Raw genomic sequence first — 26,815 nt, forward strand, 5'->3', positions numbered from 1 at the left:
CCCGGAATGCCGGGGGCCGCTCGCAACGCGCGGGCGGTCCCTCGGCGGCACGTGGAGACCCCAGGCGAGGTTCCTTCAGACAATGCGGAGGGAAGGAAGGAGCCGCGGTTGCCTGGTGCCGAGATGCGCGGACGGGCGCAGAGGATCCGCCGCCGCGGTCCGCTTACTTCTTCTGCACGTACTTCAGGCAGTCGAGGGTCACGGCGACGAGGATGATGATGCCCGAGAAGATGAACTGGAGGTTCGTGTCGATGCCCAGGATGGTAAGCGAGTAGGTGAGCGCCGTGAAGATGATCACGCCCACGCACACGCCCGAGATCTTGCCGATGCCGCCGGTGAACGACACGCCGCCCACGACGCACGCCGCGATGGCGTCCATGTCCCAGCCCTGGCCGTAGGCCGCCGAGCCGGAGCCGACCATGCGGATGCACTCGAGCCAGGAGCCAAAGCCGTACAGCACGCCGGCGAGCATGAAGGCGCCCAGGGTCACGGCGATGACGGAGATGCCGGAGGCCGTGGCCGCCTCGGCGTTGCCGCCCACGGCGTAGAGGTTCTTGCCAAAGGTCGTCTTGTTCCAGATGAACCACACCACGACGATGGCCGCGACGGCCCACAAGATGATCGTGGGGAACGCGCCGATCTTGGGGATCACCATGTTGGGAATCGACGGGTCGATGGAGCCAAAGGAGACGCCCTTGGTCGCATAGGTGACCAGGCCGAAGATGATGAGCATGTTGGCCATGGTGGCGATGAACGGGTGCATCTTGAAGCGCGCCGAGAAGAACCCGGCTATGGACGTGAAGATCGTGCAGAACACGATGCACAGAACGAGCGCGAGAAGCACCCTGCCGATGACCGGGATGCCCGTGAGGTCGAACACGTGACCGAACACCGAACCGGTGTTGACACCCTGGTGCATCACGATGGTCGCTGTGGTCATGCCCATGCCCACCATGCGGCCGATCGAGAGGTCCGTGCCCGCGAGCAGGATGAGGCCGGACACGCCGAGCGCCAGGAACATGCGCGGGGAGGCCTGCTGGAAGATGTTGAGGATGTTCTGGGTCGTCAGGAGCTGGGTGCCCTTGACGTAGGGCGTGATGATGGACAGCACGATGAAGACCAGCACGATGGCGATGTAGAGGCCGTTCTTCAGGAGGAAGGAGCGACGGTTGAACGTGAAGCGGTAGTTCTCCCACTTCTGGGCCCAGGACTCCGCGACCGTGAACTTAGACATGCGGAGAAGGTCAATCAGGTGGTACTGGTAGCTAAACGCCGTGTGCGAGCGCTCCTTGATGGCCTGCAGCGCGCGCTCGTTCTCGAGCTTGGCGTCGTAGCAGCGGTTCTTGTAGACGTACTTCTCCTCCTTGGTCTCCTGGGAGTCGGAGGTGGCCGCCATGTTCTGCTTGTGCTCGACGGCAAGCTCGGCGAGCTTGCTCTGGTAGTCCTTCTTTGCCTGCCCCTTCTGGGCCGCGCAGCTGGCGGCGACCGCATCGTAGTAGTCGCTCTTGAAGTGCTCCTTCAGGTAGGAGGTGCCCTCGGCGATCAGGCGGTCCACCTCCGGCTTGTTCTGCGCCTCGACGGCCTTGGCCGCCTTGAGCTCGTCCTCGAAGGCGGCTATCTCGTTCGCGCGCTCCCCCTTGGTGAGGGTGCGGTCGCGCTTGGTCGTGTCGATGCCGCTCTGCAGCGCGATGACCTTGTTGGAGCCGTCGACGCGCAGGGCGTCGATCTTCTTCTGGATAGCGCCGACGTGCTCGTCGATCGGACGCAGGAGCTCGGCCTCCTGGTCCTCCGTGAGAATCCTCGTGTCTTGCTTTGACATGCTCATCAGTCCCCTCGTTACAGATACTTCGCGCTGAGGCGCAGGAGCTCTTCCTGGTTCGTTTCCTTGGTGTTGACGATGCCCGAAAGGCGCCCGTTGGACATGACGCCGATGCGGTTGGTGATACCGAGGATCTCGGGCATCTCAGAGGAGACGACGACGATCGTCTTGCCCTCCTTCGCCATCCTGACGATGAGCTCGTAGATCTCGTACTTGGCGCCGACGTCGATGCCACGCGTCGGCTCGTCCATCATGAAGATGCGCGGCGCGCGCTCCATCCACTTGCCGAAGATGACCTTCTGCTGGTTGCCGCCCGACAGGCTCGAGATCAGGTCATCGGGGCCGATGCACTTCGTGGCCATGGTCTTGATCTCGTCGTTGGTGGCCTTGGTCATCTTGGGGTTGGAGAGCGCGGGGCCGCTCTTGTAGCTCTCGAGGTTCGCGATCGTGGTGTTGAAGGTCAGGTTGCCCTTGAGGAACAGCCCGTCCTGCTTGCGCTCCTCGGTGATCATGGCGAAGCCGTGCTCCATGGCGTCGCGCGCGCTGTTGAAGTTCATAATCTTGTCGTTGTAGTAGACGCGCCCGGCCGCGCGCGTGCGCACGCCGAAGATCGTCTCCAGAAGCTCCGTACGCCCGGCACCCACCAGCCCGTACAGGCCGAAGATCTCTCCGCGGCGCACGTCGAACGAGATGTCGGAGAGGTGCGGCTCGAACTTCGTCGAGAGGTGCTGGACGGAAAGGATCACGTCGCTCGGCTCGTTGTCCACGTCCGGGAAGCGATTCTCGAGCGAGCGGCCCACCATGGCGGCGATGAGCTCGTTCATGTTCGTCTCCGCGGTGGGCCTGGTCATGATCATGTTGCCGTCGCGCAGGACCGACACCTCGTCGCAGATCTCGAAGACCTCGTCCATCTTGTGCGAGATGTAGATGAGCGCGACGCCCTCGTCCTTGAGCCTGCGCATCATCTTGAACAGCTTCTCCACCTCCTGGACCGCGAGCGAGGAGGTGGGCTCGTCCAAGACGATGACCTTGGCGTTGTAGGAGATGGCGCGGGCGATCTCGCACATCTGGCGCTCGGAGACCGACATGTTGCGCATGGGTTGCGTGAGGTCGACCGTCATGCCGAGTCTGCGGAACAGCTCGCTGGCCTCCTTGCGCATGCGGCGCTCGTCGACGACGCCCGCCGCGTTGACCGGGTAGCGTCCCAAAAACAGGTTGTCCACCACGTTGCGCTCGAGGCACTGGTTCAGCTCCTGGTGCACCATGGCGATCCCGTTTTCCAGGGCTTCCTTAGGACCGGAGAAGCTCACCTCCTTCCCCTCGAGCAAGATGGTGCCCTCGTCCTTCTGGTAGGTGCCGAAGAGGCACTTCATCATGGTCGACTTGCCGGCGCCGTTCTCGCCCATAAGTCCCATGACGGTGCCGCGTCTCACCTCGAGGTCGACGTGGTCCAAGACCCGGTTCATGCCGAAGGACTTGCTCATGCCCTGCAGCGACAAGATGACGTCCTCTTGAGTGTCCGCCATGCTCTCACGCTCCCATCCGTGTCACGCCGTCGAGGTCCGAGAGACCAGGCACCCAGGCCACTTCGCCGCAGAAAGGCAAGAGGGAGGGACGTACCCTCCCTCTTGCCGTGTCACCTATCGCATGTCCGTCTTGCGCCCTAGCTCAGAAGCGAGGTGTACGAGGAGGCGTTGTCGGTCTTCACCATGTTGATGGCGAAGGCGTCGTACTCGCTGGGGTTGCCCAGGCGGTTGGTGATGTTGGCCTCGGTCTGGCCGTCGCCGGCGATGTAGTCGACGTTGAGGTTCAGCAGGTCGTCGTACTTCTCAAGCAGCGGCTGGTAGGTCGAGCCGAGGAAGTTGTCGGAGGAGTTGTAGATGTCGAGCCAGACCTTCTTCTCGGGCGAGGAGCTCGCGTCGAGCTGGTTGGAGACCTCTTTCCAGGTGACCGTGGAGTCCAAGTAGTCCTTGTAGTTCTCGGCCGTGACGGCAACGTTCAGGGAGTAGTACGAGCGCTCGTCCTCGACGTACTTGTAGGTGTCCTCGGAGAGCTTGTTGCCCGCGTCGTCGGCGATGGAGATGCCGGTGTTGATGTCCACGTTGTCGAGGGCGTTGCGCAGAAGACGCAACGTCAGGTAGGCCTGGACGTCGGCGTGCTGGGAGATGGTCCCGCCGTAGCCCTCGGCGATGGCGCTGACGGCGTCGGAGTTGGCGTCGTAGCCGAAGACGGGAACCTCGTTGTCCTTGCCCCACGCGTTGAACATGGACATGCCCATGCCGTCGTTGTTGGAGACGATGACGTCGATCTGGTCGCCGAAGGAGGAGGCCCAGGTGCTGATGGCGTTGCCGGCGGTGGCCGCGTCCCACGTGGCGCCCGCGGAATTCTTCATCTCCTGCGAGGCGAGCTCGCGCACGGTGAAGGTCTTGCCGTCAATCTCGAGGGTGGCGTCCTTGACCAGGCTCGAGGAGCCGTCGGAGTTGGTGCCCACGGCCTCGGAGTCGATGTCGTCGCCCTTCATGACGGCTGTGCCGAGCATCTTGCGGGTGCCGCGCGTGCGGGCGATGGAGTCGTTGTGGCCCACGTCGCCGATGGCGAGCACGTAGCCGATGACGCCGTCGCCGTTGCGGTCAATCTTGTCCGCGTTGGCCTTGATGTAGTCGAGGACCATCTGGCCGGCGAGCTCGGCGCCCTGGTTAGCGTCGAAGCCGACGTAGTAGGTCTTGTCGTTGAAGTTAAGGGCGTCCTTGTCGAGCTCGCCCGTCGAGCTGTTGGACGGCTGGCGGTTGAACCAGACGAGCGGCTTCTCGCTGTTGGCGACCGTGGCGTCGCTGGTGTCCGTGCTGGAGCCGGAGTCGGTGCTCGTGTCGCTCGAGCCGCCGCAGCCGGCAAGCGTGGCCGTGCCCGCAACGCCCATGACACCAAGGCCGCAGTACTGCAGGAACCTACGGCGAGACAAATCCATACTCATGCGCTTTTCCTTTCCTCTCGACGCGCAGATGCCCTTTTGGCCGCGCGCCTTTCCCAATGAGTACGTTAACATAGGGCTTGCGAAATGGTCCCGACACAATTAGTCCGCCCGCTGGGCGGTTGATTAATTATCCTGAGCGGTCGTGGGCCCCTCCCCAAGGAGGGAGAAGCGGTAGCATTTTGCGGCCGAGCGGAAGGGGAAGACGCATGGGACAAGAAGCGACGACCGAGACGGCGACCGATCGTCTGCGCCTCATCCTGGGCGACGAGGGCCTCGCGCGGCTCGCGCAGGCACGCGTCATGGTGGTGGGGCTCGGCGGCGTGGGGTCATCGTGTGCCGAGGCGCTCGCGCGCGGCGGGGTGGGTCGCCTCGTGCTCGTGGACCGAGACATGGTGACGCCAAGCAACGTGAACCGTCAGGCGCTTGCCTTCACGAGCACGCTCGGACGCGACAAGGCCGAGGTCATGCGCGAGATGGTCCTCGACATCAATCCCGCGGCCGAGGCCTGCGCGCGGCGCCTCTATCTCTCTTGCGAGGAGCTCGCAGAGGCCCTGGGGGCGCTCCCCCGCCCCGACTACGTCGTCGACGCGATCGACACCGTGACGCAGAAGGTCGCGCTCGCCTCCTGGTGCCAGGACGAGGGAATCGCCGAGCTCAGCGCCATGGGCGGGGCCAACAAGCTCGACCCGTGCCGGCTGCGCTTCGCGCGCATCGAGGACACCACCGACTGCCCGCTCGCACGCGTCATGCGCAAGAGGTGCCGTCGAAGCGGCGTGCACGACCTGCGGGTGCTCTTCTCGGACGAGGAGCCCCTGCGCATGGCGGCCATCTCCGAGGAGCAGTGGGCACGCTCGGGCGCGCTTCTGGGCACGATGTCCTACCTGCCCCCCATCATGGGGCAGATGATCGCAAGCCGCGTGATCCGCGACCTGTTGGGATGGGCGTAGGGGCGCCAGGCTGGGCGCGGGCCGGCTGGGGCTCAGCGAAGCCACCAGACGAGCAGGGCCGCGCCGGCCACCAGGCACCCGAGCGCCCAGACGGCCCCCAGAAGCGCGAGCGCCCCCGCTGCAAGATACGCAAGCACCGAGAAGGACATGCAGGTCAGACGGGGTCCCAGGGCAACGCGTCGCGGGTCGTCGAGGCCGCAGGCGAGCGTCACGACCGCGTGCAGGGCCAGGGTGAGGGCGAGCGCCGCCGGCAGCGAGGCGCCGACGAGCGCCGCAGCCGCACCCGTCACCACGAGGGAGGCGCCCACGCTCACGGCGAGGGCGGGCAGCACGTCCGAGGCGAGCAGGCCCAGGGCCGAGAGGGGCAGAAGGCCCCGCAGGAGACGGTTCGCGCAGTCGTCGCGAAAGACGGCCCCCAGCTCGGGCGGATGGGCGACCAGGCCCTGCCCGAGGCACAGGAGCCATCCGAGCAGGAGCCACGTCTGGGTCCCCTGCGCCATGAGGACGGCACCCACGGACAGAAGGGCGGCGAGCGACAGGAGGCCGCCGAGCGACGAGGGACGGCGCACGAGCGCTGCGAGGGCGCGAGACGTGCAGGCACGAGGCCCCGTGCCAAAGTGCCACGACGCGCGCGGCACCCGGCGGCACCTGCGGCGGACGTGCCAGCGCGCCTCCCCGTAGGCCCCCGCGTCCACGAGCGCCAGGTGCCTCAGCTCGTGCAGGGCCGCACCGGGTGCGCTGTCGTCAATCACGAACGCCATGTCGGCGCGCTCGGCGACGCGGGCGTCCGCGCAGGCGAGGACGAGAACCGCCGCGCACCACGCCGGCGTGGGCGCCGCGGCGGCGAGGGAGGCGAGCGCCGCCACCCCGAGAGAGGAGACTCCGAGCGCAGCCGTCGTCGCGAGGCGGCCAGGACGCGCGACCGCGCAGCGAGTGAGCCCGGCGAGCAGGGCCGCGAGCCACGCGGCCACGAGTCTCGCCGCGAGGCCCGCAGCCCAGACGGGCACCGACACGGACACCGACACGGACACGGCGCCCGCAAGGACCGCGAGCGTCCATCCCACGAGGACGCCGCACAGAAGGTGGGCGGCAACGGGGCGCCAGGAGCGCGCAAGCACAAGCTCCTCCGGAGCGGCCAGGCGCGCGAGAAAGGAGAAATCCGGGCGGATGAGGCCGAAGGGAGACCCCCTCAGGTACCGCGTCGCGTCGACGAGCAGGGCCGCAGCGGGAAGAGCCGCTCCCAGTGCCCCGGCGAGGCCGTGCGCAACGCTTTCGCCGAGCGAGGCCGCACCGGCGGCGATTGCAGCAAGCACGCCCGACCACATGAGGCCAAGCGCCACGAGGGCGACAAGCGCCATGTAGGCCTGGTAGGTCCTCTCGAGGAAGCCCCGGTCGTGCTCGGAGTCGATGCCAAACGCGAAGAGCGCCCAGCGCAGCTCCCCGCGGGCGTGGAGGAGCTCGAGGCGCGCGAGCGCGCCGAGACTAGACGCGCGCCTCATGCCCGCACGCCCTCCCGGGCAAGGCGGCCGCCCTCGAGGCGCACGACGAGGTCGGGCTCGAGGGCGGGCACGTCGTGGTGGCAGCTCAGGAGAATCGCCGCGCCCGCGCGTGCCGCGCAGGAGAGCTCCCCGGAGAGCGCGCGGGCGGCCTCGGGGTCGAGCGGGCCGTGGGGCTCGTCGAGCAGCACCACGCGCGGCGACAGCATAAGCGCGAGCACGCAGGCGAGCTTCTCGCGCATCCCGCGCGAGTACGACGAGGGCAGGGCCTGCTCATGGCCCGCGAGGCCGAGGCTCCCCATGAGCTCTTCAGCCCGGGGTCCAAGGTCGCGCGCGTCGTTGGCGGCAAGCACGAAGGAGATGTGCTCGGCGGCCGTGAGGTCGTCGTAGAAGGCGGGGACGTCGGGCACATAGACCAGCTCGCGCGGGGCGAGGCGGCGCCGGCCGCCAAAGGGGTTCCCGTCGAGCAGGACCGCGCCCGCGCTCGGGGCGAGCCATCCCGCGAGGCAGCGCAGAAGCGTCGACTTGCCCGCACCGTTGGGCCCCACGAGAAACGCGACCTGGCCCGCCTCGAGCGAGAGTGATACGTCCTCCCAGACCGGCTCGTCCCCGTAGGAGAAACCAAGTCCGCGCGCCTCCAGAGCAGCCGTCATGGCACTTCCCTTCGCGTCGTCGCCTGCCTGCCGAAGCGCCCTGCGGGCGCCCCCTACGAGAAGTCCCGTATCTGCTCGGTGACCTGCGCGATCATGGCCTCGAGCTCGGCGGCCTGGGCACGCTTCTTCTCGATGACCTCGGGCGCGGCCTTGGCGACGAAGCCGGCATTGCCGAGGGTTCTCTCGACGCTCGCAAGGTCCTTCTCGGCCCGGGCGAGCTCCTTGGAGAGACGAACGCGCTCGGCCTCCAGGTCGATGACATCGCCGAGTTCGACGAAGACCTCGAGTGCGCCGTCGGACACGGAGACGGAACCCACGGGCTTTCGGGCCTCCGGGCCAAAGGAGAGCCCCACGTTGGCCAGACGCTCGGCGAGCGGCGCGAGCGTCGTGAAGCGCGCGGCGTCGGCCTCCCCCATGCGCGCGGAGGTCACGAGTCGCTCCTTGGGCGACAGGCGGTATCGGGCGCGCGTGGAGCGCACGGCGCCCACCACCGAGCGCAGGAGCTCGAAGGATCCCTCGGCCTCGTCGTTAACGAGGCCGGCGTAGGCCTCGGGCTCTGGCCACGCCGCGACCATGAGGAACTGCGCGTCGTGCGCGTCGAGGCCGCTCGCGGGCAGGGCGTCCCAGACGGACTCCGTCACGAACGGCATCACGGGGTGCAGAAGGCGCATGCAGGTGTCCAGGGCGAAGACGAGGTTGCGCTGGACCTGGAGCCGCTCAGCGGCGTCTTCGCCGACCAGGCGCCCCTTGCAGAGCTCGACGTACCAGTCGCAGACCTCGTTTCTGAAGAAGGACTCGAGACCGCGCGCATAGTCGCCGAACTCATAGGACTCGAGCTGGCCGGTGGCGAGCTCGACCTCGCGGGCCAGCCGCGAGAGCATCCAGGCGTCGGCCTCGGTGGCGGCCGCGGCCGGGCCCGGCTCGTAGCCGTCGAGGTTCATCTGGACGAAGCGGCTCGCGTTCCAGACCTTGGTCACGAAGCCCTTGGCCTGCTCGGTGCGCGGGCTCTCCAGGAGCTCGTGGGTCTTCTTGTCGATCGTGGCGTCGAACTTGACGTCCTGGTTGTTGGTGACGAGCGTGAGCAGGTTGAAGCGCATGGCGTCCGCGCCGTACTTCTCGATGAGCTCCATGGGGTCCACGCCGTTGCCCTTGGACTTGGACATGCGGCTGCCGTCCTTGGCCAGGATCGTGGCATAGATGTAGACGTCGTGGAAGGGGACCTCGTCGGTGAAGTACAGGGAGCTCATGATCATGCGGGCGACCCACAGGGCGATGATGTCACGGGCCGTGACCAAGACCTTGGTGGGATGGTGGCCGGCGAGCCCCTCGGGGTGCTCGGGCCAACCCTGCGTGGCGAAGGTCCACAGCTGACTCGAGAACCACGTGTCGAGCACGTCAGGGTCCTGGTGCACCTTGGCCCCGCAGTGCGGGCAGACGTCCACGTCCTCCTCAAGGGCGTCCTCCCAGCCGCACTCATCGCAGTAGAAGACCGGGATGCGATGGCCCCACCACAGCTGGCGCGAGATGCACCAGTCCTTGAGGTTGTCCATCCAGGTGAGGTAGGTCTCGGTCCAGCGTTCGGGGTGGAAGCTCACCTCGCCGGAGCGCACCACCTCGGTCGCGCGCTCCTTGAGCTTGTCGACGGCGACGAACCACTGCTCAGAGAGCCAGGGCTCGAGCACGGTGTCGCAGCGGTAGCAGTGCATGACGGAGTGGTCGAGCTCCTCGACCCTCTCGAGCAGGCCATGCTCGTCGAACCAGGCGACCACGGCCTCGCGGCACGCGTCGCGGTCCATGCCGGAGAACTCCCCATAGCCCTCGACCACGTGGGCGTGCTCGTCGAAGATGTTGATCTGGGGCAGGTCGTGGGCCTGGCCCATGGCGTAGTCGTTGGGGTCGTGCGCGGGCGTGACCTTGACGAAGCCCGTGCCGAAGTCCGCGTCCACGTGCCAGTCCGCGAAGATGGGAATCTCGCGGTCCACGATGGGGAGCACGACCGTCTTGCCCACGAGCCCGGCCTTGGCCTCGTCGGAGGGGCTCACCGCGATGCCCGTGTCGCCGAGCATGGTCTCGGGGCGCGTGGTGGCCACGGTGACGTGGTCGATGCCGTCGACGGGCTCCGCAAGCGGGTAGCGCAGGTACCACAGGTGGCCCTTCTCGTCCTTGTACTCGGCCTCGTCGTCGGAGATGGCCGTGGCGCAGCTGGGGCACCAGTTGACGATGCGCTTGCCCCGGTAGATGAGGCCGCCGTGATACCAGTCGCAGAAGACCTTGCGCACCGCGCGGCTGAACTCGGGGCTCATGGTGAACTTCTCGTCGGAGAAGTCGATCGAGCAGCCCATGCGCTTGATCTGGCTGACGATGGTGCCGCCGTACGCGCGCGTCCAGTCCCAGCACGCGTCGAGGAACTTCTCGCGCCCGATCTTGAGGCGGCTCACGCCCTCGTCCTTGAGCTTCTTGTCGACCTTGGTCTGCGTGGCGATGCCGGCGTGATCGGTGCCCAGAATCCAGCGGGTGGAGCGGCCGCGCATGCGGCTGTAGCGCACGTAGGTGTCCTGGATCGTGTCGTCCATGGCGTGGCCCATGTGGAGGATGCCCGTCACGTTGGGGGGCGGAATCACGACGGTGCAGTCACCGACGCCCTTGCTGCGCTGGTAGCAGCCGGCGTCGATCCACTTCTGGATGAGCTCGGGCTCTGCGGCCTGGGGGTCATAGGTCTTGGGCATCTCTTCCACGACAGATCCTTCCGAAGAAACGATAAACGCCCACCAGAATAGCACGCGCGGGCGCGGGGCCGAGGGGCCCTCTCTTCCGGGTTTGGGTTTGCGCCCTTGTACGACCGGGCAAGCCACGACGCCCTCGGAGCCCGACCCTTTGGCTCACCGTTATCTCCCGGTCTGGTTTTGACAGTTTTGGAGGCTTCGAACAGCCCTAGACCGCCAAAGCCAGACGGGGAGCTTGCAGTCGCAGTCCTCCGAACTCAGCGACGCTCGCCTCACGAACCCAAACCCCATCACAAGTTTGGGTTTACGAGGAGACGAAAACTTGGGATGATGCTGCAGAGTGCCAGGTAGGATGGGCCCGTCTACGTGACCGGACGGACTTCGAGAACCCAAACCCAAGAAGGGCTCAGAAGTGAGCCGGCAAGGGAGACCGACATTGGATGCCAGAGACGACGAAGCACGCCTGTTCGACGCGCACTGTCACCTCGACTGGTTCGCCCACCCAACCCGCGTGGCACGCGAGGCCGACGCCGCGGGCCTCGACGTCCTCGCGGTGACGGTCACGCCGGAGGGATGGCGCACGGCGGCGGGCGAGCTCGCGGGCTGCCCCAACGTCGCCCTCGCAGCGGGGCTGCACCCCTGGTGGGCCGCCAACGGCCACTGCGGCGAGCACGACGTCGACGAGCTCTGCCGCGCCGTCGAGGACCAGCGCCTCGTGGGCGAGGTGGGGCTCGACCGCTCGAGGGGACGCGATGCGCCCGACGCCTGGAGCGCGCAGGCCGCTGCCTTCGAGCGCGTCTGCGCGGCGGCTGCCGGGGCGAGCGCGGCGGGGGCTCCCCGGGTCCTCTCGATACACTCCGCGTGCGCCGCGACCGACGTCCTGGACGTCCTCGAGCGCACCGGGGCCGCCGGGTGCTGCCGCTGCGTACTGCACTGGTTCTCGGGGTCGACGCCCGAGCTCTGGCGCGCAGTGCGAGCGGGGTGCTGGTTCTCGTTCGGGGAGCGCTCGCTCGCCACGGGGCGCGGCCGCGAGTACGCGCGTCTCGTACCCGCCGCGCGCCTCCTCACCGAGACGGACCTGCCCGCAGCCGCCGGTGACAAGGGAGGCGCGGCGACTCTCGTCGACTCTGTCGGCCGCACGCTCGACAGCCTGGCCCGCGCGCGGGGAGCCGACGTGCGCGCCCTCGTGGCCCAAAACGCGCGGGCACTTCTCGGCGACTGACGGCGATTGAGCCAAAACGATGGGCGCGGCGGCGTGGGGGCGCTTCTCGGCTCAAGATGGTAGAGTTGGTAGATTCTGTAGGTCCGTGCAGGGAGATTCATGAAGCCACTTCGCAAGACCACGCGCGCGAGGAACCTGCTCTCGTCCACGATGCTGGCCAGCTCCTCGGTCGACCTTGATCTGCCCCTCAATGACGTCGTGATCGTCTTCGCTTGCAGCGAGAACTTCGTGCCCTATCTCTCGGTGGCGATCCAGTCGATCGTGGACAACGCGGGCGCCACGCGGCGCTACGACATCATCGTCCTCACCCGCAACATCTCCCCCGCCTCCATGATCACGCTCACGCGCCAGACCAAGTCGGACAACGTGGGGATTGGCTTTCTGGACGTGGACGCGGCCCTGGGCGACGTCGAGCTCCCCTACCACGGCCACTTTCGCCCCGAGACCTACTTCCGCCTGCTCGCCCCGTCCCTGCTCCCCAACGTGGACAAGGCCATCTACCTCGACTCCGACCTCATCGTAGACGTCGACGTCGCCGAGCTCTACGACGTCGACGTAGAGGGATACCCCCTAGCCGCCACGCGCGACGCGGACACCATCGGCCAGATTGACGGCTACGACGCCACCGTGGGGCCCTACCTCGCCTACGAGCTGGGGATGGACGACCCGCACGACTACTTCCAGGCGGGCGTCCTCGTCATGAACCTCGCCGAGCTGCGCCGCACCGTCTCCGCCGAGAGGTTCCTCGAGATCGCCACCGAGCGCTCCTGGCGCTGGAACGACCAAGACGTCCTCAACAAGGTGGTGAACGGCCACTACCGGCGCGTCCACATGCGCTGGAACTACCTGGTGGACTGGCAGCGCCTGAGGCGCACCCACATCGTGACCAACGCGCCGGCCGACGTGCGCGGCGAGTACGCCGAGGCCTGCGAGAAGCCTTGCATCGTCCACTTCGCCGGACCCGACAACCGTCCGTGGCTCTACCCGGACGCCGACCGCGCCGGCCTCTTCTGGCGCTACGCCATGCGCTCGCCCTACCTCGATGAGCTGCGCGGCCAGCTCGAGGAATCGCGCGCCTCCGCAACCGGTCTCGCCAAGCGCGCCCAGGTCATCGTGCTCTATCGGGCCCTCATGCCCGCCTTCGACAAGACCTGCCCTGCCGGCACCCGCCGCCGCGCGACCCTCATCCGAGGCTACATGAAGGTCGGCGGCGGAAACCTGTAGGAAGACGCAGGGGTGGGAGACACGGGCGACGGCCGCACGCCGGGGCGAGAAGCCCGAGGCGCGCGGCCGCAAACGTCATGTGTTCTGGGACCGCTAGGCGGAGCGGTGCTTTCCGTGGGCCGTGGTCACGAGTCGCGGATCCGAGCCGCCACCGACGCTTTCCTTGGTCACGACGACCTGCGTGATGTCCAGGTCGCTCGGCAGGTCGAACATCGTGGACTGCAGCGTCGACTCGCAGATGGCCCGCAAGCCGCGCGCGCCGGTGCCGCGGGCGAGCGCCTGGCGCGCGATCTCGGTCAGGGCGTCATCCTCGAACGTGAGCTCCACCCCCTCAAGCTCGAACATCCGGTGATACTGCTTCACGAGGGCGTTTCGGGGCACGGTGAGGATGTTCACGAGGTCGGACTCGGTGAGCTGGCGAGTGGCCGTGATAACGGGGATGCGGCCCAGAAGCTCGGGAATCATCCCGAACTTGTGGAGGTCCTGGGGCATGACCTGCTCCATGAGGGCGTCCTCGTCGTGCACCGCGCGCTGGCCCACCTCGGCGTTGAAGCCGATCCCCTTCTTGCCGATGCGGTCGGCCACGATCTTGTCCAGGCCCACGAAGGCGCCGCCGCAGATGAACAGGATGTTGGTGGTATCGATGCGAATGAGCTCCTGCTGCGGGTGCTTGCGGCCACCCTGCGGCGGCACGCTGGCCTCGGTGCCCTCGAGGATCTTGAGGAGCGCCTGCTGGACGCCCTCACCGGACACGTCGCGCGTGATGGAGAGGTTCTCAGCCTTGCGGGCGATCTTGTCGATCTCGTCCACGTAGACGATGCCCACCTGCGCGCGCTCCACGTCGCCGTCGGCGGCGGTGATGAGCTTGAGCAGGATGTTCTCCACGTCCTCGCCCACGTAGCCGGCCTCGGTCAGGGTCGTGGCATCCGCGATGGCAAAGGGTACCTCGAGGAAGCGGGCGAGCGTCTGGGCCAGGAGGGTCTTGCCCGTGCCCGTGGGGCCGAGCAGCAAGATGTTGCTCTTGGCGATCTCAACGCTCTCGTCGCCCTCTTTGACCTCGTCGTTTCCGGACAGGATGCGGCGATAGTGGTTGTAGACGGCCACGCTCATCGCGCGCTTGGCGCTCTCCTGGCCCATGACGTACTGCGACAGCTCGTCGTAGATCTCGTGCGGGGTGGGGAGGTTCTTGATCGGCGGCTCGGCCGAGTCGGCGTCGAGGACGTCGTCCGCGGCGTCGAACTCGGCCTCGTCGATCATGTCAGCGCACGTGTGGACGCACTCGTCGCAGATGAAGACGCCCCCGGGCCCGGCGATGAGCTTGCTCACCTGGCTGCGGCTCTTGCCGCAGAAGGAGCAGTGCATCTCGTTGTCGGCGGGGCCGATGCCGTTGTCTTGGTCGTTTGTGGGCATCGAGCTACTCCTGGGTCTGCTCGGCGCGCGAGGTGATGACCTTGTCCACCAGGCCGTAGTCGCAGGCCTCGCTCGCGCGCATGTAGTTGTCGCGCTCCGTGTCGGCGTTGATCTTCTCGATGGGCTGGCCGGTGGCGTCGGCGAGGATCTGGTTGATGCGCTCGCGGATGCGCTTGGTCTCGTCGGCCACGATCTGGATCTCGGTCTGCTGGCCCTGGGCACCGGAGCTGGGCTGGTGGATGAGGACCATCGCGTTGGGAAGCGCGAGGCGCTTGCCCTTGACGCCGCTGGCCAGGATGACCGCGCCCATGGAGGCGGCCATGCCCACGCAGATGGTGGAGACGTCGGGCTTGATGAAGTTCATCGTGTCGACAATGCCCAGGCCGGCGTAGACGTCGCCGCCGGGCGAGTCGATGTACAGCGAGATGTCCTTGTCGGGGTCCTGGCTCTCCAGGTGCAGGAGCTGGGCGACGACGAGGTTGGCCGAGTCGCGCGTGACCTCCTCGCCGAGAAAGACGATGCGGTCGTTGAGCAGGCGGGAGTAGATGTCGTAGCTGCGCTCGCCGCGCGGGGTCTGCTCGACCACGTAGGGGATGAGCGGGATGTTGGTGGGGTTGTGCATGAGTTCCTCCTTGCGTTGTGCGATGCCCCGGGTGAGGCCGCAGCCGCCCCCCGGGGCATAGGGATGCGTGCTGAGAGGGACCGCTACTCGTCGGAGGCCTCGGGGGCTTCGGCGGGGGCGGGCCCCTCGGGGGCGTCGGCCGCGGCGGCGCGCTCGGCGACCTCGTCCACGACGTTTACCTTGGCGTTCTCGACCAGCCAGTCGAGGGCCTTGGTGCGCCTGATGGAGTCTCGGATGGCCGGAAGGCGACCCTCTCCGCGCCACTCGTTGACGGAGGCGGCGACGTCCTCGACGCCGGAGCGCTCGAACTCCTTGGCGATGTCCTCGTCGGTGGCCTCGAGGCCGAGCTTGGCGGCCACGGCGTCGAGGGCCAGCGACTGGCGGGCACGCTCCTCGGCCTGGACGTGCAGGTCGGCGATGAAGTCATCGGCCTTGACGCCGCGAGCTCCGAGGTACATGTCAAGCGACATGTTCTGGCGCTGGAGCTGATTCAAAAACTCGGTCGCGAGCTCGTTGAAGATCTCGTTCTGGTAGTCCTCGGGGACGGTCTCGAGCTTGAGCAGCTTGCCGACGGCCTCGACGACGCGGTCCTCCTTGAGGTTGGGCAGCGAGGTCTTCTTGTCGCCCTCGACCTCCTCCTTGACGGCGTCCCTGAAGGCGTCGACGGTGTCGAAGCCGAACTTCTTGGCGACCTCGTCGTCGAGCTCGGGGGTGACGGCCTTCTTGATCGAGTTCAGGGTCACCTTGACGGTGAAGGTGTGGGAGTGGGTCTCTCCCTCGTGCTCGTGCTCGTGAGTCCAGGTAATCTCCTTGGTCTCCCCCTTCTTCATGCCGACGATGCCGGCCTGGAGCTCTGCGGGGACCTGGTTGCCGTCGAGCTGGAGCATGCGGTTGGTGCCGGCGAGATGGCCTGCGCCCTCGACGTCCTCGATGTCGACGGAGACGAGGTCACCCTCGACGACCGCGCGATCCTCCTCGAGGTCCTCGTAGGAGACCTGATAGGAGAGGAGCTGATTGATCTGCCAGTCGACCTCGGCCTCGGTGGCCTCGTCGGGGGGCATGTTGATCTGGGGGGCGTCGTAGGACTCGAGCTCGCAGGCGGGACGCACGCCCACCGTAGCGTCCACGACGTAGTCGGTGCCCTGGACGGCCAGGTCCGGGTCCTCGCCGAAGTTGACGCGTCCGACGGGGGTGACGTCGAGCTCCTCGAGCAGAAGCGGCTCGACCTGGTTGAGCATCTCGTTGGTGGCCTGGGCGAGCACGGACTCGCGGCCCATGATGCCGTCGATCACCGGACGGGGGGCGTGACCACGGCGGAAGCCCTGGAAGTTGTACTTGTGGGCGATGTCCTTGTAGGCCTGGGCGATGGCGGCGTCGACGTCGTCGGCGGGCACGCTCACCTTTGCGGCCAGCTTGTCGTCGGACGGCTTCTCAGCGGTGACGGTGATCTTCAACGTTCCTCCCGTGTCTTGTACAGGCGGGCCTTCCCCGCCTCTGCTCTTGCTTGCTGGTGCGGGCGAAAGGACTCGAACCTTCACGGGGTCTCCCCCACTGGAACCTAAATCCAGCGCGTCTACCAGTTCCGCCACGCCCGCGGTCCGCACAGCCTTTGAATCATAGCAAACTTCTACTGGATACCCACCGTGGCCGCGTTATTTCACGCGGGCCGCGGGCACACACGGGGAACACGGCGAGGTCTTGCCCCCTGCCAAGATGGAGATGAGGCTTGTCAGTCATTTTGTCGGCGCCTATCGAGTGGCTCGCCTTTTGCCGACAGGAAAGAAGCAGGTCAGAGGGTCGACGATTATTCTGATACTCGAGGTGATCGGCTAAAACCACTGAAAAATCCCGGTTTGGCTCTCGGTAGCCTATCCCGCGGGTCTGTACGCGCATGAATCGGGGTCAGGGCATGAGCGAGGGGTCGTTTATTGCCACAGCCCTGGATTCGTGTGCGGGATTGGAGTCCGCGCGGCAGCTCCTCCGTCACCTCTTGCGCGCGTCCCCTCTTGCGGATTTGGACGCTTATTTGATATGGTCGGCAGTGTTTTGAGACACTGTCCTTCTCGGCCCAGCATTTTGGCAGGTAGCGTGGGGTCGATAAGGGACAATGTCCCCGCAAACATCAAAGATATGTCCCAATCCTTGCGAAGCAAGGCTGCAGCAGAGGCGAGGCACGGCAGACAAGACAAGGTAGGGTCTAGCGGCGGTAGACGACGGCCTCGTAGGGACGCAGGGCGAGCACGCCGCCATCACATACGGGCTCATCGTCGTAGTTGCCGAGAAGGCGCGCATATCCTTCGAGAGCGAGCCCGTCTGTTGAAACCGTGCAGCGCCCCTCGTCGAACGAGCACACGACCACAAGCCGCTCTTCGCCAAGCGTCCGCTCGAAGGCGATGACCTTATCGGCCGTAGCTCCTGCGCCAAGGAAGTGCACCGCTCCCCTGCTCACCACCGCGTCCTCGTGGCGCAGGCGCACAAGCGCGCGGTAGAACTCGAACATCGAGCCCTCGACGCCTACCTCGGCATCCGCGTTGACTTTCTCGGCAGACGCGGGCACGGTGAGCCACGGAATGCCGGTCGTGAAGCCAGCTCGCTCGCCCGCGGTCCACTGCATCGGCGTACGGCAGTTGTCGCGCGATCGCTCGTTCACGACATGTAGGGCCTCTTCGACCGTCTTACCTGCATCCAGCATGATGTTGTAGTAGCTTAGGCTCTCCACGTCGTCGAACTGCTCGATAGAGGTGTAGCCGGGGTTGGTCATGCCCAGCTCATCGCCTTGGTAGATGTAAGGGGTTCCCTGCATAAGGTGGTCGCAGACGGCGAGCATCTTGCCGACCTTCTCCCACGAGCCGCCGCGCTCTCCCACGGCCTCGCGACCGCCGAAGCGCGTAATAGCGCGCGGCTGATCGTGGTTGTCCCAGAAAAGGGCGTTCCATCCACCACCGGCCTGCATCCCCTCCTGCCACGTGTGCAGAATGTCGCGCAGACGGCCGATGTCGGCAGGCATGAGCTCCCACTTCCTGCCGTCTTTGTAATCCACCTTGAGATGGTGGAAGCTGAACGTCATGGAGAGCTCGTGCTCAGAGGGCCTGGTGTAGCGCACACAGTTCTCGAGCGTGGTTGCGGCCATCTCTCCCACCGTCACCATGTCGCCGATGTCCGTGCGCTCCACGAGCTCCTTCAGGTATTCGTGAACGTGCGGCCCATCGGCGAACATGCGGCGACCCAGGCCCTCGATGTCGTCGACGAAGACCTCCGGCTTGGAGATAAGGTTCACCACGTCAAAGCGGAAGCCGGCCACACCGCGCGCCTTCCAGAAACGCACCACGTCGGCCAGTCTCTCGCGCACCTCGGGATTGGTCCAGTCGAGATCGGGTTGGCTCACGTCGTGCAGATGCAGGTACCACTTGCCGAGACGCGGCTCCCACTCCCAAGCGCTTTCACCGAAAAGGCACTTCCAGTTGGTCGGCGGCTCGCCTGGGTCGCCTGCACCCGTAGAGCCTCGACCGTCGCGCAGGATGTAGTAGCGCCGGAAACGCTCGTCGCCGGCAAGGGCCCGCTGGAACCACTCGTGCTGAGTGGAGGTGTGACAGAGCACCATATCGAGCATGATCCCCATGCCCCTGTCGCTCGCAGCCGCAACCAGCTCGTCAAAGTCGTCCATCGTACCGTAGTTCGAATCCACGGCGCAGTAGTCAGCCACGTCATAGCCATTGTCACGCTGCGGCGAGGGATAGAACGGGGTCAGCCAGAGGTAGTCCACACCCAGACGGTCAAGGTAGTCGAGCCTGCTCGTGATGCCCGGCAGGTCACCCGCACCGTCACCGTCGGTGTCGTAGAAGGACTTGATGTAGATCTGGTAGACCACGCCCTCGTGAAAGTCCCTCTTAGCCGTGCTCATGATTATTCCTCTCATGGGGGCCGGCGCGAGCTCCATCCCGGCCGACCCCCGGATCTTATCGCCGGAGGCTAGGCACGGTAGGTGACCACCGTCGTAGTGCCGGTCGTGGCCTCCATGCCAGTCAAAAACTCGATATCAGTGGCGTCGCCCGTCTCGGTGAGCACCACCGCGGTGATCGTGGAGTGCCCGGCCGCGGCAATCTTGTCCGTGGAGAAGGTCAGGAGACGCTCGCCAGCCTTCACATGCTGTCCCTGTTTGACGTTGCACACGAAGCCGTCTCCGCCCATATCAACTGTGTCGATGCCCACGTGGATAAGGACCTCCAGCCCGGAGTCGAGCGTGAGCCCGATGGCGTGGTTGGAGCCGGGCATGGTGGCCGACACGGTAGCGTCGGCAGGAGCCACCACGGTGTCTGCGCCGGCGGCGGGCTTGATGGCGATGCCGTCGCCCAAGACCTTGTTGGCGAACATGTCGTCGGGCACCTCGGAGATGGGACAGACGGTGCCGGAGAGCGGGGCGAGAAGCTCGAAGGATGCGGCCGCGGCAGTCGGAGCGACCGAGGCGGCAGCCGGAGCGGCCGCGGCAGTCGGAACGACTGCGGCGGCAGACTCGGAGGTGCCGGCGATCCCGATGGCGCGGCCATAGCGATCCTCGCTGGAGAGCCTCCTAGAACCCACCACAAAGGTCAAGGCGAAGGGGACCACGATGGCGAGGAGCATGCACAGCGTGAAGAGCGGCCAGTACTCGAACATGATGGAGAGGATGCCCGGCAGGCCGCCGACGCCGATGGAGAGCGCCTTGACGCCGAAGCCCACGCAGACCATCGCCGAGATGGAGGAACCGATCATGCCGCAGATCAGCGGAAACCTGTACTTGAGGTTGACACCGAACAAAGCAGGTTCGGTGACACCGAGGTAGCAGGAGATAAACGCGGGGATGTTGACCTGCTGGGCGCGCTCGTTGTTCCTCTGCAGCACGGACATGGCGAGCACGGAGGACCCCTGCGCGATATTGGAGAGGGCGATCATGGGCCACAGCGTTGTGTACTGCACGGTGTTGACCATCTGGGTGTCGATGGCGTTGGTCATGTGGTGCAGGCCGGTCATCACGAGCGGCGCGTAGACGGCACCGAAGATGGCGGCGAAGACCACGCGGAAGTCGGACTCCAGGCCGAACTTCACGGCATTGGCGATGGCGTCGCCGAGGGCCCAGCCGATGGGACCGACGATGGTGTGCGCGATGATGACGGCCGGCACGAGGGAGAAGAACGGCACGACAATCATGCTCACGACCTCAGGCGTGACCTTCTTGAAGAACTTCTCCAGACCCACGAGCACGAAGGCCGCGAGCAGCGCTGCGATGACTTGACCTTGGTAGCCGATCATCTGCACCTGCGCAAAGCCGAAATCCCACACGGGGATATCGGCAGCGGCGGTGTCTGCCACGGCAAAGCCGTTCAGGAGCTGTCCGGAGACGAGCGTAAGCCCCAAGATGATGCCTAGGATCTGCGTGGTGCCCATCTTCTTGGTGACGGACCAGCAGATGCCCACGGGCAGCATGTGGAACACGGCCTCGCCGATGAGCCATAGGAAATTGTATACGCCCATCCAGAACTGCGAGGTATCGGCGATGGAGAGCGTGCCGTGCTCGAGGTCGAACGCACCGCTCGCATCGAAGAAGTTGACCTCTCCGATGATGTTACGGAAGCCCAGGATGAGACCACCGCAGACGAGGGCGGGGATGAGCGGGGCGAATATCTCGCCGAGAACGCCCATCGCGCGCTGCAGCGGGTTCTGGTTGGCGCCTGCCGCCGCCTTGGCCGCGTCCTTCGAGACGCCCTCGATGCCCGAGGCGTCCGTGAACTCGTTGTAGAACGTGGACACGTCGTTGCCGATGATGACCTGGAACTGCCCGGCCTGCGTGAAGCTGCCCTTCACGCTCGGCAGCTCCTCGATGGCCGCAACGTCGGCCCTTTTCTCGTCCACCAGCACGAAGCGCATGCGCGTCATGCAATGGGTGACGGCGGAGATGTTCTCCCTGCCGCCCACGAGCCCTAGGAGCCTGCCTACGTCCTCGGTGTACTTACCCATGCAACTACCCCTTCCTTGACCCCGTCTACGTAGCTTATCCTGCATTCTCGTAATGCAACTTAACTTATTCAAATAAGTCAAAGCTCAGTGTGGCATAACTCATTTGAATAAGTTATACACAAGGCGATAAGTGCCGCGAACGGTAGGATTTTCTCGGTGACCGCATCTTATTCAAATAAGCTATACACTGAAACGACAATACACGCAGGCTGGAGGTCTGTTTCCATGAAGACGCGCTACGACGCCATCTACCACGACATCCGCGAGAGCATCGAGAACGGTGCCTTTCCCTACCAGTCATTTCTCCCTTCGGAAAGCGAACTCGTGCTCTCCTTCGCCTGCTCCCACAACACGCTGCGCCGCGCCATCGGTCTTTTGCGCGAGCAGGGATATGTCCAACCTGTCCACGGCAAGGGAGTGCGCGTGGTCTATCAAGAGCAGGGGCGGGCGACCTTCACCATCGGCGACATCGAGTCGTACAAAGAGGCGTCGGCTCGCGCTTACCTCGATACCGTCACCGATGTAGTGGAGCTCTCCCCTCTCGTCGCCACGGCGAAGCTGGCGAGAAGGACCGGCTTCGAGGAGGGTTGCGACCTCACGGCCATAGAGCGCGTACGCGTCATCGGCGGCGAACGGCTCATCCTCGACCGCAACCTCTTCCGCGCCTCTTCGGTGCCAGACCTTACGCGCGAGATCGCCGCCGCGTCGGTCTACGACTACATGGAGGACGAGCTTGGCATCACCATCGCCATGAGCAAACGTACCATCACCGTGGAGCACGCGACCAAGCATGACAGCGTCGAACTCGACCTCGACGGTTTCGACTGTCTGGCCGTTATGACGAGCCAGACCTTCGATGCTAAGGGAATCCTCATCGAGTACACCGAGTCGCGCCACCGCCCCGACCACTTCTGCTTCCGCGACACCGCCGTACGCCAAGCGGTCTAGCAAGCAAGAGGTCTGCCGGGCCGCGCTTTTGTCGGTTTTGCCGGCGCTCGCGGCCTTCTTCGCGGATTGGAACACTTCTTTGATGCGGACAGTGGCGTTTTGAGACACGTGTCCCTCTCGGCGCGCGTTTTCTCAGTTCACGTGAGCGTCGAGAAGGACAGTGTCCACTTTAATATCAAAAATTTACCAAAATCATGACGGCAATCGTGACGGAGAGGGAACCGCCGAGCTGCCCCCTTTACTCCACACCTCTCAGGTCCTGCAAGGCCCACGGTACAAGCGGGCCTTCGCGCAGGGCGCTGATGGCCTGGACGAGCGCCGTCGCGCCGCTCATGGTGGTGGCCATGTCGATCCCGCGACTCACGGCCTCGCCCCGCATCCTCATGCCGTCCCCGCGCGAGCCGCGACCGTGGGGCGTGTTGATGACGAAGGCGATCGTACCGGCGGCCATGAGGTCCACGACGTTGGGGTGCCCCTCGCTGATGGGGCGCGCGACCTCGCAGGCGATGCCCGCGGCCTTGAGCGTCTTGGCCGTCCCGCGCGTGGCCACGAGGTCGTAACCCAAGTTCGTGAGCGCGAGCGCCACCGGGGCGATCGAGCGCTTGTCACGGTCGCACACGGACACGAAGACGCTTCCGGACTGCGGGGTCTGGTAGTCGATGGCCTCGCGGGTCTTGGCGTAGGCCTTGGGGAAGGTGGCGTCGAGGCCCATGACCTCGCCGGTGGACTTCATCTCGGGACCGAGCGTGACGTCGGAGCCCGGGAAGCGCGACCACGGCATGACGGCCTCCTTGACCGCGTAGTAGCCCAGCTCGCGGTCCTCGGCCGGCAGGTCGAGGGCGGCGATCTTCTCGCCGCTCATGACGAGGGCCGCGTAGCGGGCCAGGGGCACCCCCGTGGCCTTGGACGAGAAGGGCACCGTGCGCGACGCGCGCGGGTTGAGCTCGATGACGAAGATCTGCTCGTCGCGGACGGCGTACTGGACGTTAAGGAGCCCCCTGATGCCACAGGCGAGCGCGAGGGCGCGCGTGGTCTCGCGGACGCGGGCCACGATTCTGTCGGACAGCGAGAAGGGCGGGAAGCAGCAGGCGGAGTCGCCGGAGTGGATGCCGCACTCCTCGATGTGCTCGAGGACCGCCCCCACGTAGCACTCGTCGCCGTCGCACAGGGCGTCGACGTCGAGCTCGATGGCGTCCTCGAGAAACGCGTCGAGGTAGACGGGGTGGTCCGGGGAGACCCTGGCGGCCTCGGCCATGTAGCGCACGAGGTCCTCGTCGTCGTAGACGATGCCCATGCCGCGCCCCCCGAGCACGTAGCTCGGGCGCACGAGCAGCGGGTAGCCCACGCGCCGGGCGACCGCGCGGGCGTCGTCGGCGGTCTCGGCCGTGGACGAGGGCGGGTAGGCGACCTGGAGGCGGTCGAGCAGGCTCGCAAAGCGGTCGCGGTCCTCGGCGAGGTCGATGGCCTCGGGCTGGGTGCCCATGATGGGGACGCCCGCGGCCTTGAGCCGGCCCGCCAGATTGATCGGCGTCTGACCGCCCAGGGTCACGATGACGCCCACGGGGCGCTCGACCTCGATGACGTTCATGACGTCCTCGAAGGTGAGCGGCTCGAAGTAGAGGCGGTCGGAGGTGTCGTAGTCCGTAGAGACCGTCTCGGGGTTGCAGTTGACCATGACGGTCTCGTAGCCCCGGGCGGCGAGCGCGTAGGAGGCGTGGACGCAGCAGTAGTCAAACTCGATGCCCTGGCCGATGCGGTTGGGGCCGGCCGACAAGATGACCACGCGCGGCCGCGCGGCCTCGTGAAACTCGCTCGTGCCGCCGGCCACGTAGGTCAGGTAGTGATAGCTCGTGCGCGCCGCGAACTCGCCGGCGCAAGTGTCCACGGTCTTGACGCAGGGGCGCACGCCCAGGACCTCGCGCACCGCGCGGACCGTGTCCTCGCGCTGTCCCGTAAGGTAGGCGAGCTGCGCGTCAGAGAAGCCAAGCTGCTTGGCGGCCATCATGCGTGCGGCGTCGAGCCCCGCCAGGCCGCGCGCAGAGATGGCCTGCTCGGCACGGACGACGTCGGCGATGCGGTTGAGGAACCACCGGTCAATGCGGGTGAGCTCGGAGACGCGCTCGACGCCCCATCCGCGCCTCAAGGCCTCGGCCACGTAGAGGATGCGCTCGGGCGTGGGCGTGGCCACACGCTCCTCGAAGCGCTCCTCGTCGAAGTCACCCGAGCCGTCGGCCCCCAGGCCGGCGTGGCCCTGCTCCAGCGAGCGGACGGCCTTCTGCAGGGCCTCCTCGAAGGTGGTGCCGATGGCCATGACCTCGCCGACGGCCTTCATGCGCGTGGTGAGCGTGTCGTCGGCGCCCTTGAACTTCTCGAAGGCGAAGCGCGGGATCTTGACCACGCAGTAATCGATCGATGGCTCGAAGCAAGCCGGGGTCTCGCGCGTGATGTCGTTCTCGATCTCGTCGAGGGTGTAGCCCACCGAGAGCAGGGCCGCCATCTTGGCGATGGGAAAGCCCGTGGCCTTGGAGGCCAGGGCGCTGGAGCGCGAGACGCGCGGGTTCATCTCGATGACCAGGACGCGGCCGTCGTCCGGGTTGACGGCGAACTGCACGTTGGAGCCGCCGCAGGCCACGCCCACGCGCTCCAGGACGGCGATCGAGTAGTCGCGCAGGCGCTGGAGCTCGAAGTCGTTCAGGGTCTGGCAGGGGGCCACGGTAATCGAGTCGCCGGTGTGCACGCCCATGGGGTCGAGGTTCTCGATGGAGCAGATCACGACGCCGTTGCCGGCGGAGTCGCGCATGACCTCCATCTCGATCTCCTTCCAGCCCTCGACGCTCTGCTCCACGAGGACCTCGCCCTCCGGGGAGAGCGAGATGCCCTCGCCGGCAATGCGCACGAGGTCGTCATGGTCGTAGGCCATGCCGCCGCCGGCGCCGCCGAGGGTGAAGGCCGGGCGGACCACGACCGGGTAGCCCAGCTCTTTGGCGATCCTCTCGCAGTCCTCGATCGAGTGGGCCACGCCGGAGCGGGCGACCTCCAGGCCGATGTCGCGCATGGCCTCCGCGAACAGCTCGCGGTCCTCGCCGGTGTTGATGGAGTCGATGTCGCAGCCGATGACCTCCACGCCAAAGCGCTCGAGCACGCCGGCCTTGGCCAGGGCGACCGCGCAGTTGAGGCCAGTCTGGCCGCCCATGTTGGGCAGGAGGGCGTCCGGGCGCTCGCGCTCGATGACCTTGGCCACGGAGGCGACGGTGATGGGCTCGACGTAGGTGCGGTCGGCCGCCTCGGGGTCGGTCATGATCGTGGCGGGGTTGGAGTTCACGAGCACGACCTCGTAGCCCTCGGCACGCAGGGCGCGGCAGGCCTGGGTGCCGGAGTAGTCGAACTCGCAGGCCTGGCCGATAACGATCGGGCCGGAGCCGATGATCAGGACCTTCTTGATGTCTGTGCGCCTGGGCATCTAGAAGCGCCTCCCCTCTCGGACGTCAATGGCAAGGTAGTCCTGCTCGCCGCGCATGAGGCGGGCGAACGCCGCGAAGGCGTAGGCGGAGTCGTTGGGACCCGGCTTGGCCTCGGGGTGGTACTGCAGCGAGAAGGCCGGGACGTCCAGGAACTGGATGCCCTCCGGCGTGCCGTCGTTAAGGTTAACGTGGGTGAGGCGCACGCGACCGTAGCGCTTGTTCATGACGACCGGCGCCATCCGGCGCTGGCTCCAGAAGCGCAGGTCGCGTGGGTGCTCGCTCACGTCGTCGGAGAGCTCGGGGACCAGCGGGCCGAAGGTCGAGAAGACCGGGCCGTAGTTATGGTTCTGCGCCGTGATCTCGACCTTGCCGGTGAGCAGGTTCATCACGGGCTCGTTGCCGCCGTGGTGGCCGTACGGGAGCTTCTCGATGTGCGCGCCGGCGGCCAGCGAGATGACCTGGTTGCCCAGGCAGATGCCAAAGACGGGAACCTTCCCCAGGCAGGCGCGAACGGCCTCGACCACCGCCGGCACGCTCTGGGGGTCGCCGGGGCCGTTGGAGAAGAACACGCCGTCAGGGGCGCTGGCCAGGACGTCTGCGGCGGGGGTGTCCCAGGGCACGACCGTAACCTCGCAGCCCGCGGCCGCGAGGCGCCGGACGATGCCGGACTTCTCGCCGCAGTCGTAGGCGACGACGCGCAGGGGGCGCTCTGACGCGTTGCTAGCCGTGCGGGCGCCGACCACGTGGCTCCGGGCGCAGGAGACGTCGGCCACGTAGTTGTGCTGGGAGATGGGGGCGCTGGCGCGCACGCGCGCCACGAGGCTCTCGGGATCCAGGTCAGTCGTGGAGAGGGCGGCTCGCATGGCACCGCCCTCGCGGATGGCCAGGGTGAGGGCGCGGGTGTCCACGTCCTCGATGGCCACGACCCCGCGGCTGGAAAGAAACTCCGGCAGGCTCAAGACGGACTGCCAGTTGCTCGGTGTGTAGCACAGGTCGTGGACGACGAGGCCGGCGAGGTGGAGCTCGTCGGCCTGCATGTCCCTCTCGTTGATGCCGTAGTTGCCCACCTGCGGGTAGGTCAGCGTGACGAGCTGGCCCGCGTAGGACGGGTCGCTCACGATCTCCTGGTAGCCCACCATCGAGGTGTTGAAGACGATCTCCCCGAAGGTCTCGCCCTCGGCCCCGGCGCTTCGCCCAAAGAAGTGGGTCCCGTCCTCGAGCGCGAGAAGCGCCCTGGGATGCGCGCCCTCATCGACCAGTAGGTTCACAGCAACACCGCCCTTTCAGCCCTGCGCCCAGAGGAGCGCTCGCCTCCCTATGAAAAACGG

17 protein-coding genes and 1 tRNA gene are annotated in these 26,815 nt (G+C 66.4%); 4 read left to right on the forward strand and 14 right to left on the reverse strand.

What is annotated here, in order from left to right:
* Window positions 1-163: 163 nt before the first annotated feature.
* The 3 genes from INP52_RS05835 to INP52_RS05845 all read right to left on the reverse strand — a co-directional run bounded on the left by INP52_RS05835 (window position 164) and on the right by INP52_RS05845 (window position 4,790).
* Window positions 164-1,819 (reverse strand): ABC transporter permease subunit, encoded by a 1,656-nt coding sequence (locus INP52_RS05835; RefSeq protein ID WP_194369915.1) that lies wholly within the window; start codon window positions 1,817-1,819, stop codon window positions 164-166.
* A 17-nt stretch (window positions 1,820-1,836) separates the two neighbouring features.
* Window positions 1,837-3,345: a sugar ABC transporter ATP-binding protein gene (locus tag INP52_RS05840; protein ID WP_194369917.1), complete on the reverse strand. Its 1,509-nt coding sequence runs from the start codon at window positions 3,343-3,345 to the stop codon at window positions 1,837-1,839.
* A 137-nt stretch (window positions 3,346-3,482) separates the two neighbouring features.
* Window positions 3,483-4,790 (reverse strand): substrate-binding domain-containing protein, encoded by a 1,308-nt coding sequence (locus tag INP52_RS05845; protein WP_228478269.1) that lies wholly within the window; start codon window positions 4,788-4,790, stop codon window positions 3,483-3,485.
* Window positions 4,791-4,996: 206 nt separating this feature from the next.
* Here INP52_RS05845 and INP52_RS05850 point away from each other — a divergent pair, with 206 nt between their 5' ends.
* On the forward strand, window positions 4,997-5,737 hold the full coding sequence (locus tag INP52_RS05850; protein WP_194369918.1) for a tRNA threonylcarbamoyladenosine dehydratase: 741 nt from the start codon (window positions 4,997-4,999) through the stop codon (window positions 5,735-5,737).
* Window positions 5,738-5,769: 32 nt separating this feature from the next.
* Here INP52_RS05850 and INP52_RS05855 read toward each other — a convergent pair whose 3' ends face one another.
* From INP52_RS05855 to INP52_RS05865, 3 genes are read right to left on the reverse strand one after another with little or no spacing between them, the layout of a single operon-like run.
* Entirely contained in the window at window positions 5,770-7,236 is a 1,467-nt protein-coding gene (locus INP52_RS05855; protein WP_194369920.1) for a hypothetical protein, read from the reverse strand.
* Window positions 7,233-7,886 (reverse strand): ABC transporter ATP-binding protein, encoded by a 654-nt coding sequence (locus tag INP52_RS05860; protein ID WP_194369922.1) that lies wholly within the window; start codon window positions 7,884-7,886, stop codon window positions 7,233-7,235. Before INP52_RS05860 ends, INP52_RS05855 begins: the two co-directional genes overlap by 4 nt.
* Window positions 7,887-7,939: 53 nt before the next feature.
* Window positions 7,940-10,621 (reverse strand): valine--tRNA ligase, encoded by a 2,682-nt coding sequence (locus INP52_RS05865; RefSeq protein WP_194369930.1) that lies wholly within the window; start codon window positions 10,619-10,621, stop codon window positions 7,940-7,942.
* A gap of 424 nt (window positions 10,622-11,045) precedes the next feature.
* Here INP52_RS05865 and INP52_RS05870 point away from each other — a divergent pair, with 424 nt between their 5' ends.
* Both INP52_RS05870 and INP52_RS05875 read left to right on the forward strand, forming a co-directional pair.
* Complete coding sequence (locus tag INP52_RS05870) at window positions 11,046-11,831, forward strand: TatD family hydrolase (RefSeq protein WP_194369932.1); 786 nt, start codon at window positions 11,046-11,048, stop codon at window positions 11,829-11,831.
* A 99-nt stretch (window positions 11,832-11,930) separates the two neighbouring features.
* Window positions 11,931-13,055: a glycosyltransferase family 8 protein gene (locus tag INP52_RS05875; RefSeq protein WP_228478270.1), complete on the forward strand. Its 1,125-nt coding sequence runs from the start codon at window positions 11,931-11,933 to the stop codon at window positions 13,053-13,055.
* A 93-nt stretch (window positions 13,056-13,148) separates the two neighbouring features.
* Here INP52_RS05875 and clpX read toward each other — a convergent pair whose 3' ends face one another.
* The 6 genes from clpX to treP all read right to left on the reverse strand — a co-directional run bounded on the left by clpX (window position 13,149) and on the right by treP (window position 21,078).
* Entirely contained in the window at window positions 13,149-14,465 is a 1,317-nt protein-coding gene (gene clpX / locus INP52_RS05880) for an ATP-dependent Clp protease ATP-binding subunit ClpX (protein WP_194369934.1), read from the reverse strand.
* Between the two features lie 4 nt (window positions 14,466-14,469).
* Window positions 14,470-15,087 carry an ATP-dependent Clp protease proteolytic subunit gene (locus INP52_RS05885; RefSeq protein ID WP_194369936.1) on the reverse strand — a complete coding sequence of 206 codons (618 nt, stop codon included), beginning with the start codon at window positions 15,085-15,087 and terminating at the stop codon, window positions 14,470-14,472.
* A gap of 83 nt (window positions 15,088-15,170) precedes the next feature.
* Window positions 15,171-16,541, reverse strand: a complete 1,371-nt coding sequence (gene tig, locus INP52_RS05890) for a trigger factor (RefSeq protein ID WP_194369938.1) — start codon at window positions 16,539-16,541, stop codon at window positions 15,171-15,173.
* A gap of 54 nt (window positions 16,542-16,595) precedes the next feature.
* A tRNA-Leu gene (locus INP52_RS05895) sits at window positions 16,596-16,682 on the reverse strand.
* A 602-nt stretch (window positions 16,683-17,284) separates the two neighbouring features.
* Complete coding sequence (locus INP52_RS05900; protein WP_194369940.1) at window positions 17,285-18,988, reverse strand: alpha,alpha-phosphotrehalase; 1,704 nt, start codon at window positions 18,986-18,988, stop codon at window positions 17,285-17,287.
* Between the two features lie 68 nt (window positions 18,989-19,056).
* On the reverse strand, window positions 19,057-21,078 hold the full coding sequence (gene treP, locus INP52_RS05905; RefSeq protein ID WP_194369942.1) for a PTS system trehalose-specific EIIBC component: 2,022 nt from the start codon (window positions 21,076-21,078) through the stop codon (window positions 19,057-19,059).
* A gap of 225 nt (window positions 21,079-21,303) precedes the next feature.
* Between treP and INP52_RS05910 the strand changes: the two genes are divergently transcribed.
* Window positions 21,304-22,026: a UTRA domain-containing protein gene (locus tag INP52_RS05910; RefSeq protein WP_194369944.1), complete on the forward strand. Its 723-nt coding sequence runs from the start codon at window positions 21,304-21,306 to the stop codon at window positions 22,024-22,026.
* A gap of 238 nt (window positions 22,027-22,264) precedes the next feature.
* Here the strand turns inward: INP52_RS05910 and carB are convergent, their stop codons facing one another.
* Window positions 22,265-25,486 (reverse strand): carbamoyl-phosphate synthase large subunit, encoded by a 3,222-nt coding sequence (gene carB / locus INP52_RS05915; RefSeq protein ID WP_194369952.1) that lies wholly within the window; start codon window positions 25,484-25,486, stop codon window positions 22,265-22,267.
* On the reverse strand, window positions 25,487-26,755 hold the full coding sequence (gene carA / locus INP52_RS05920; RefSeq protein ID WP_194369959.1) for a glutamine-hydrolyzing carbamoyl-phosphate synthase small subunit: 1,269 nt from the start codon (window positions 26,753-26,755) through the stop codon (window positions 25,487-25,489). It abuts the gene before it with no gap.
* Window positions 26,756-26,815: the final 60 nt, after the last annotated feature.

Source organism: Thermophilibacter immobilis (assembly GCF_015277515.1).
Taxonomy (GTDB): domain Bacteria; phylum Actinomycetota; class Coriobacteriia; order Coriobacteriales; family Atopobiaceae; genus Thermophilibacter; species Thermophilibacter immobilis.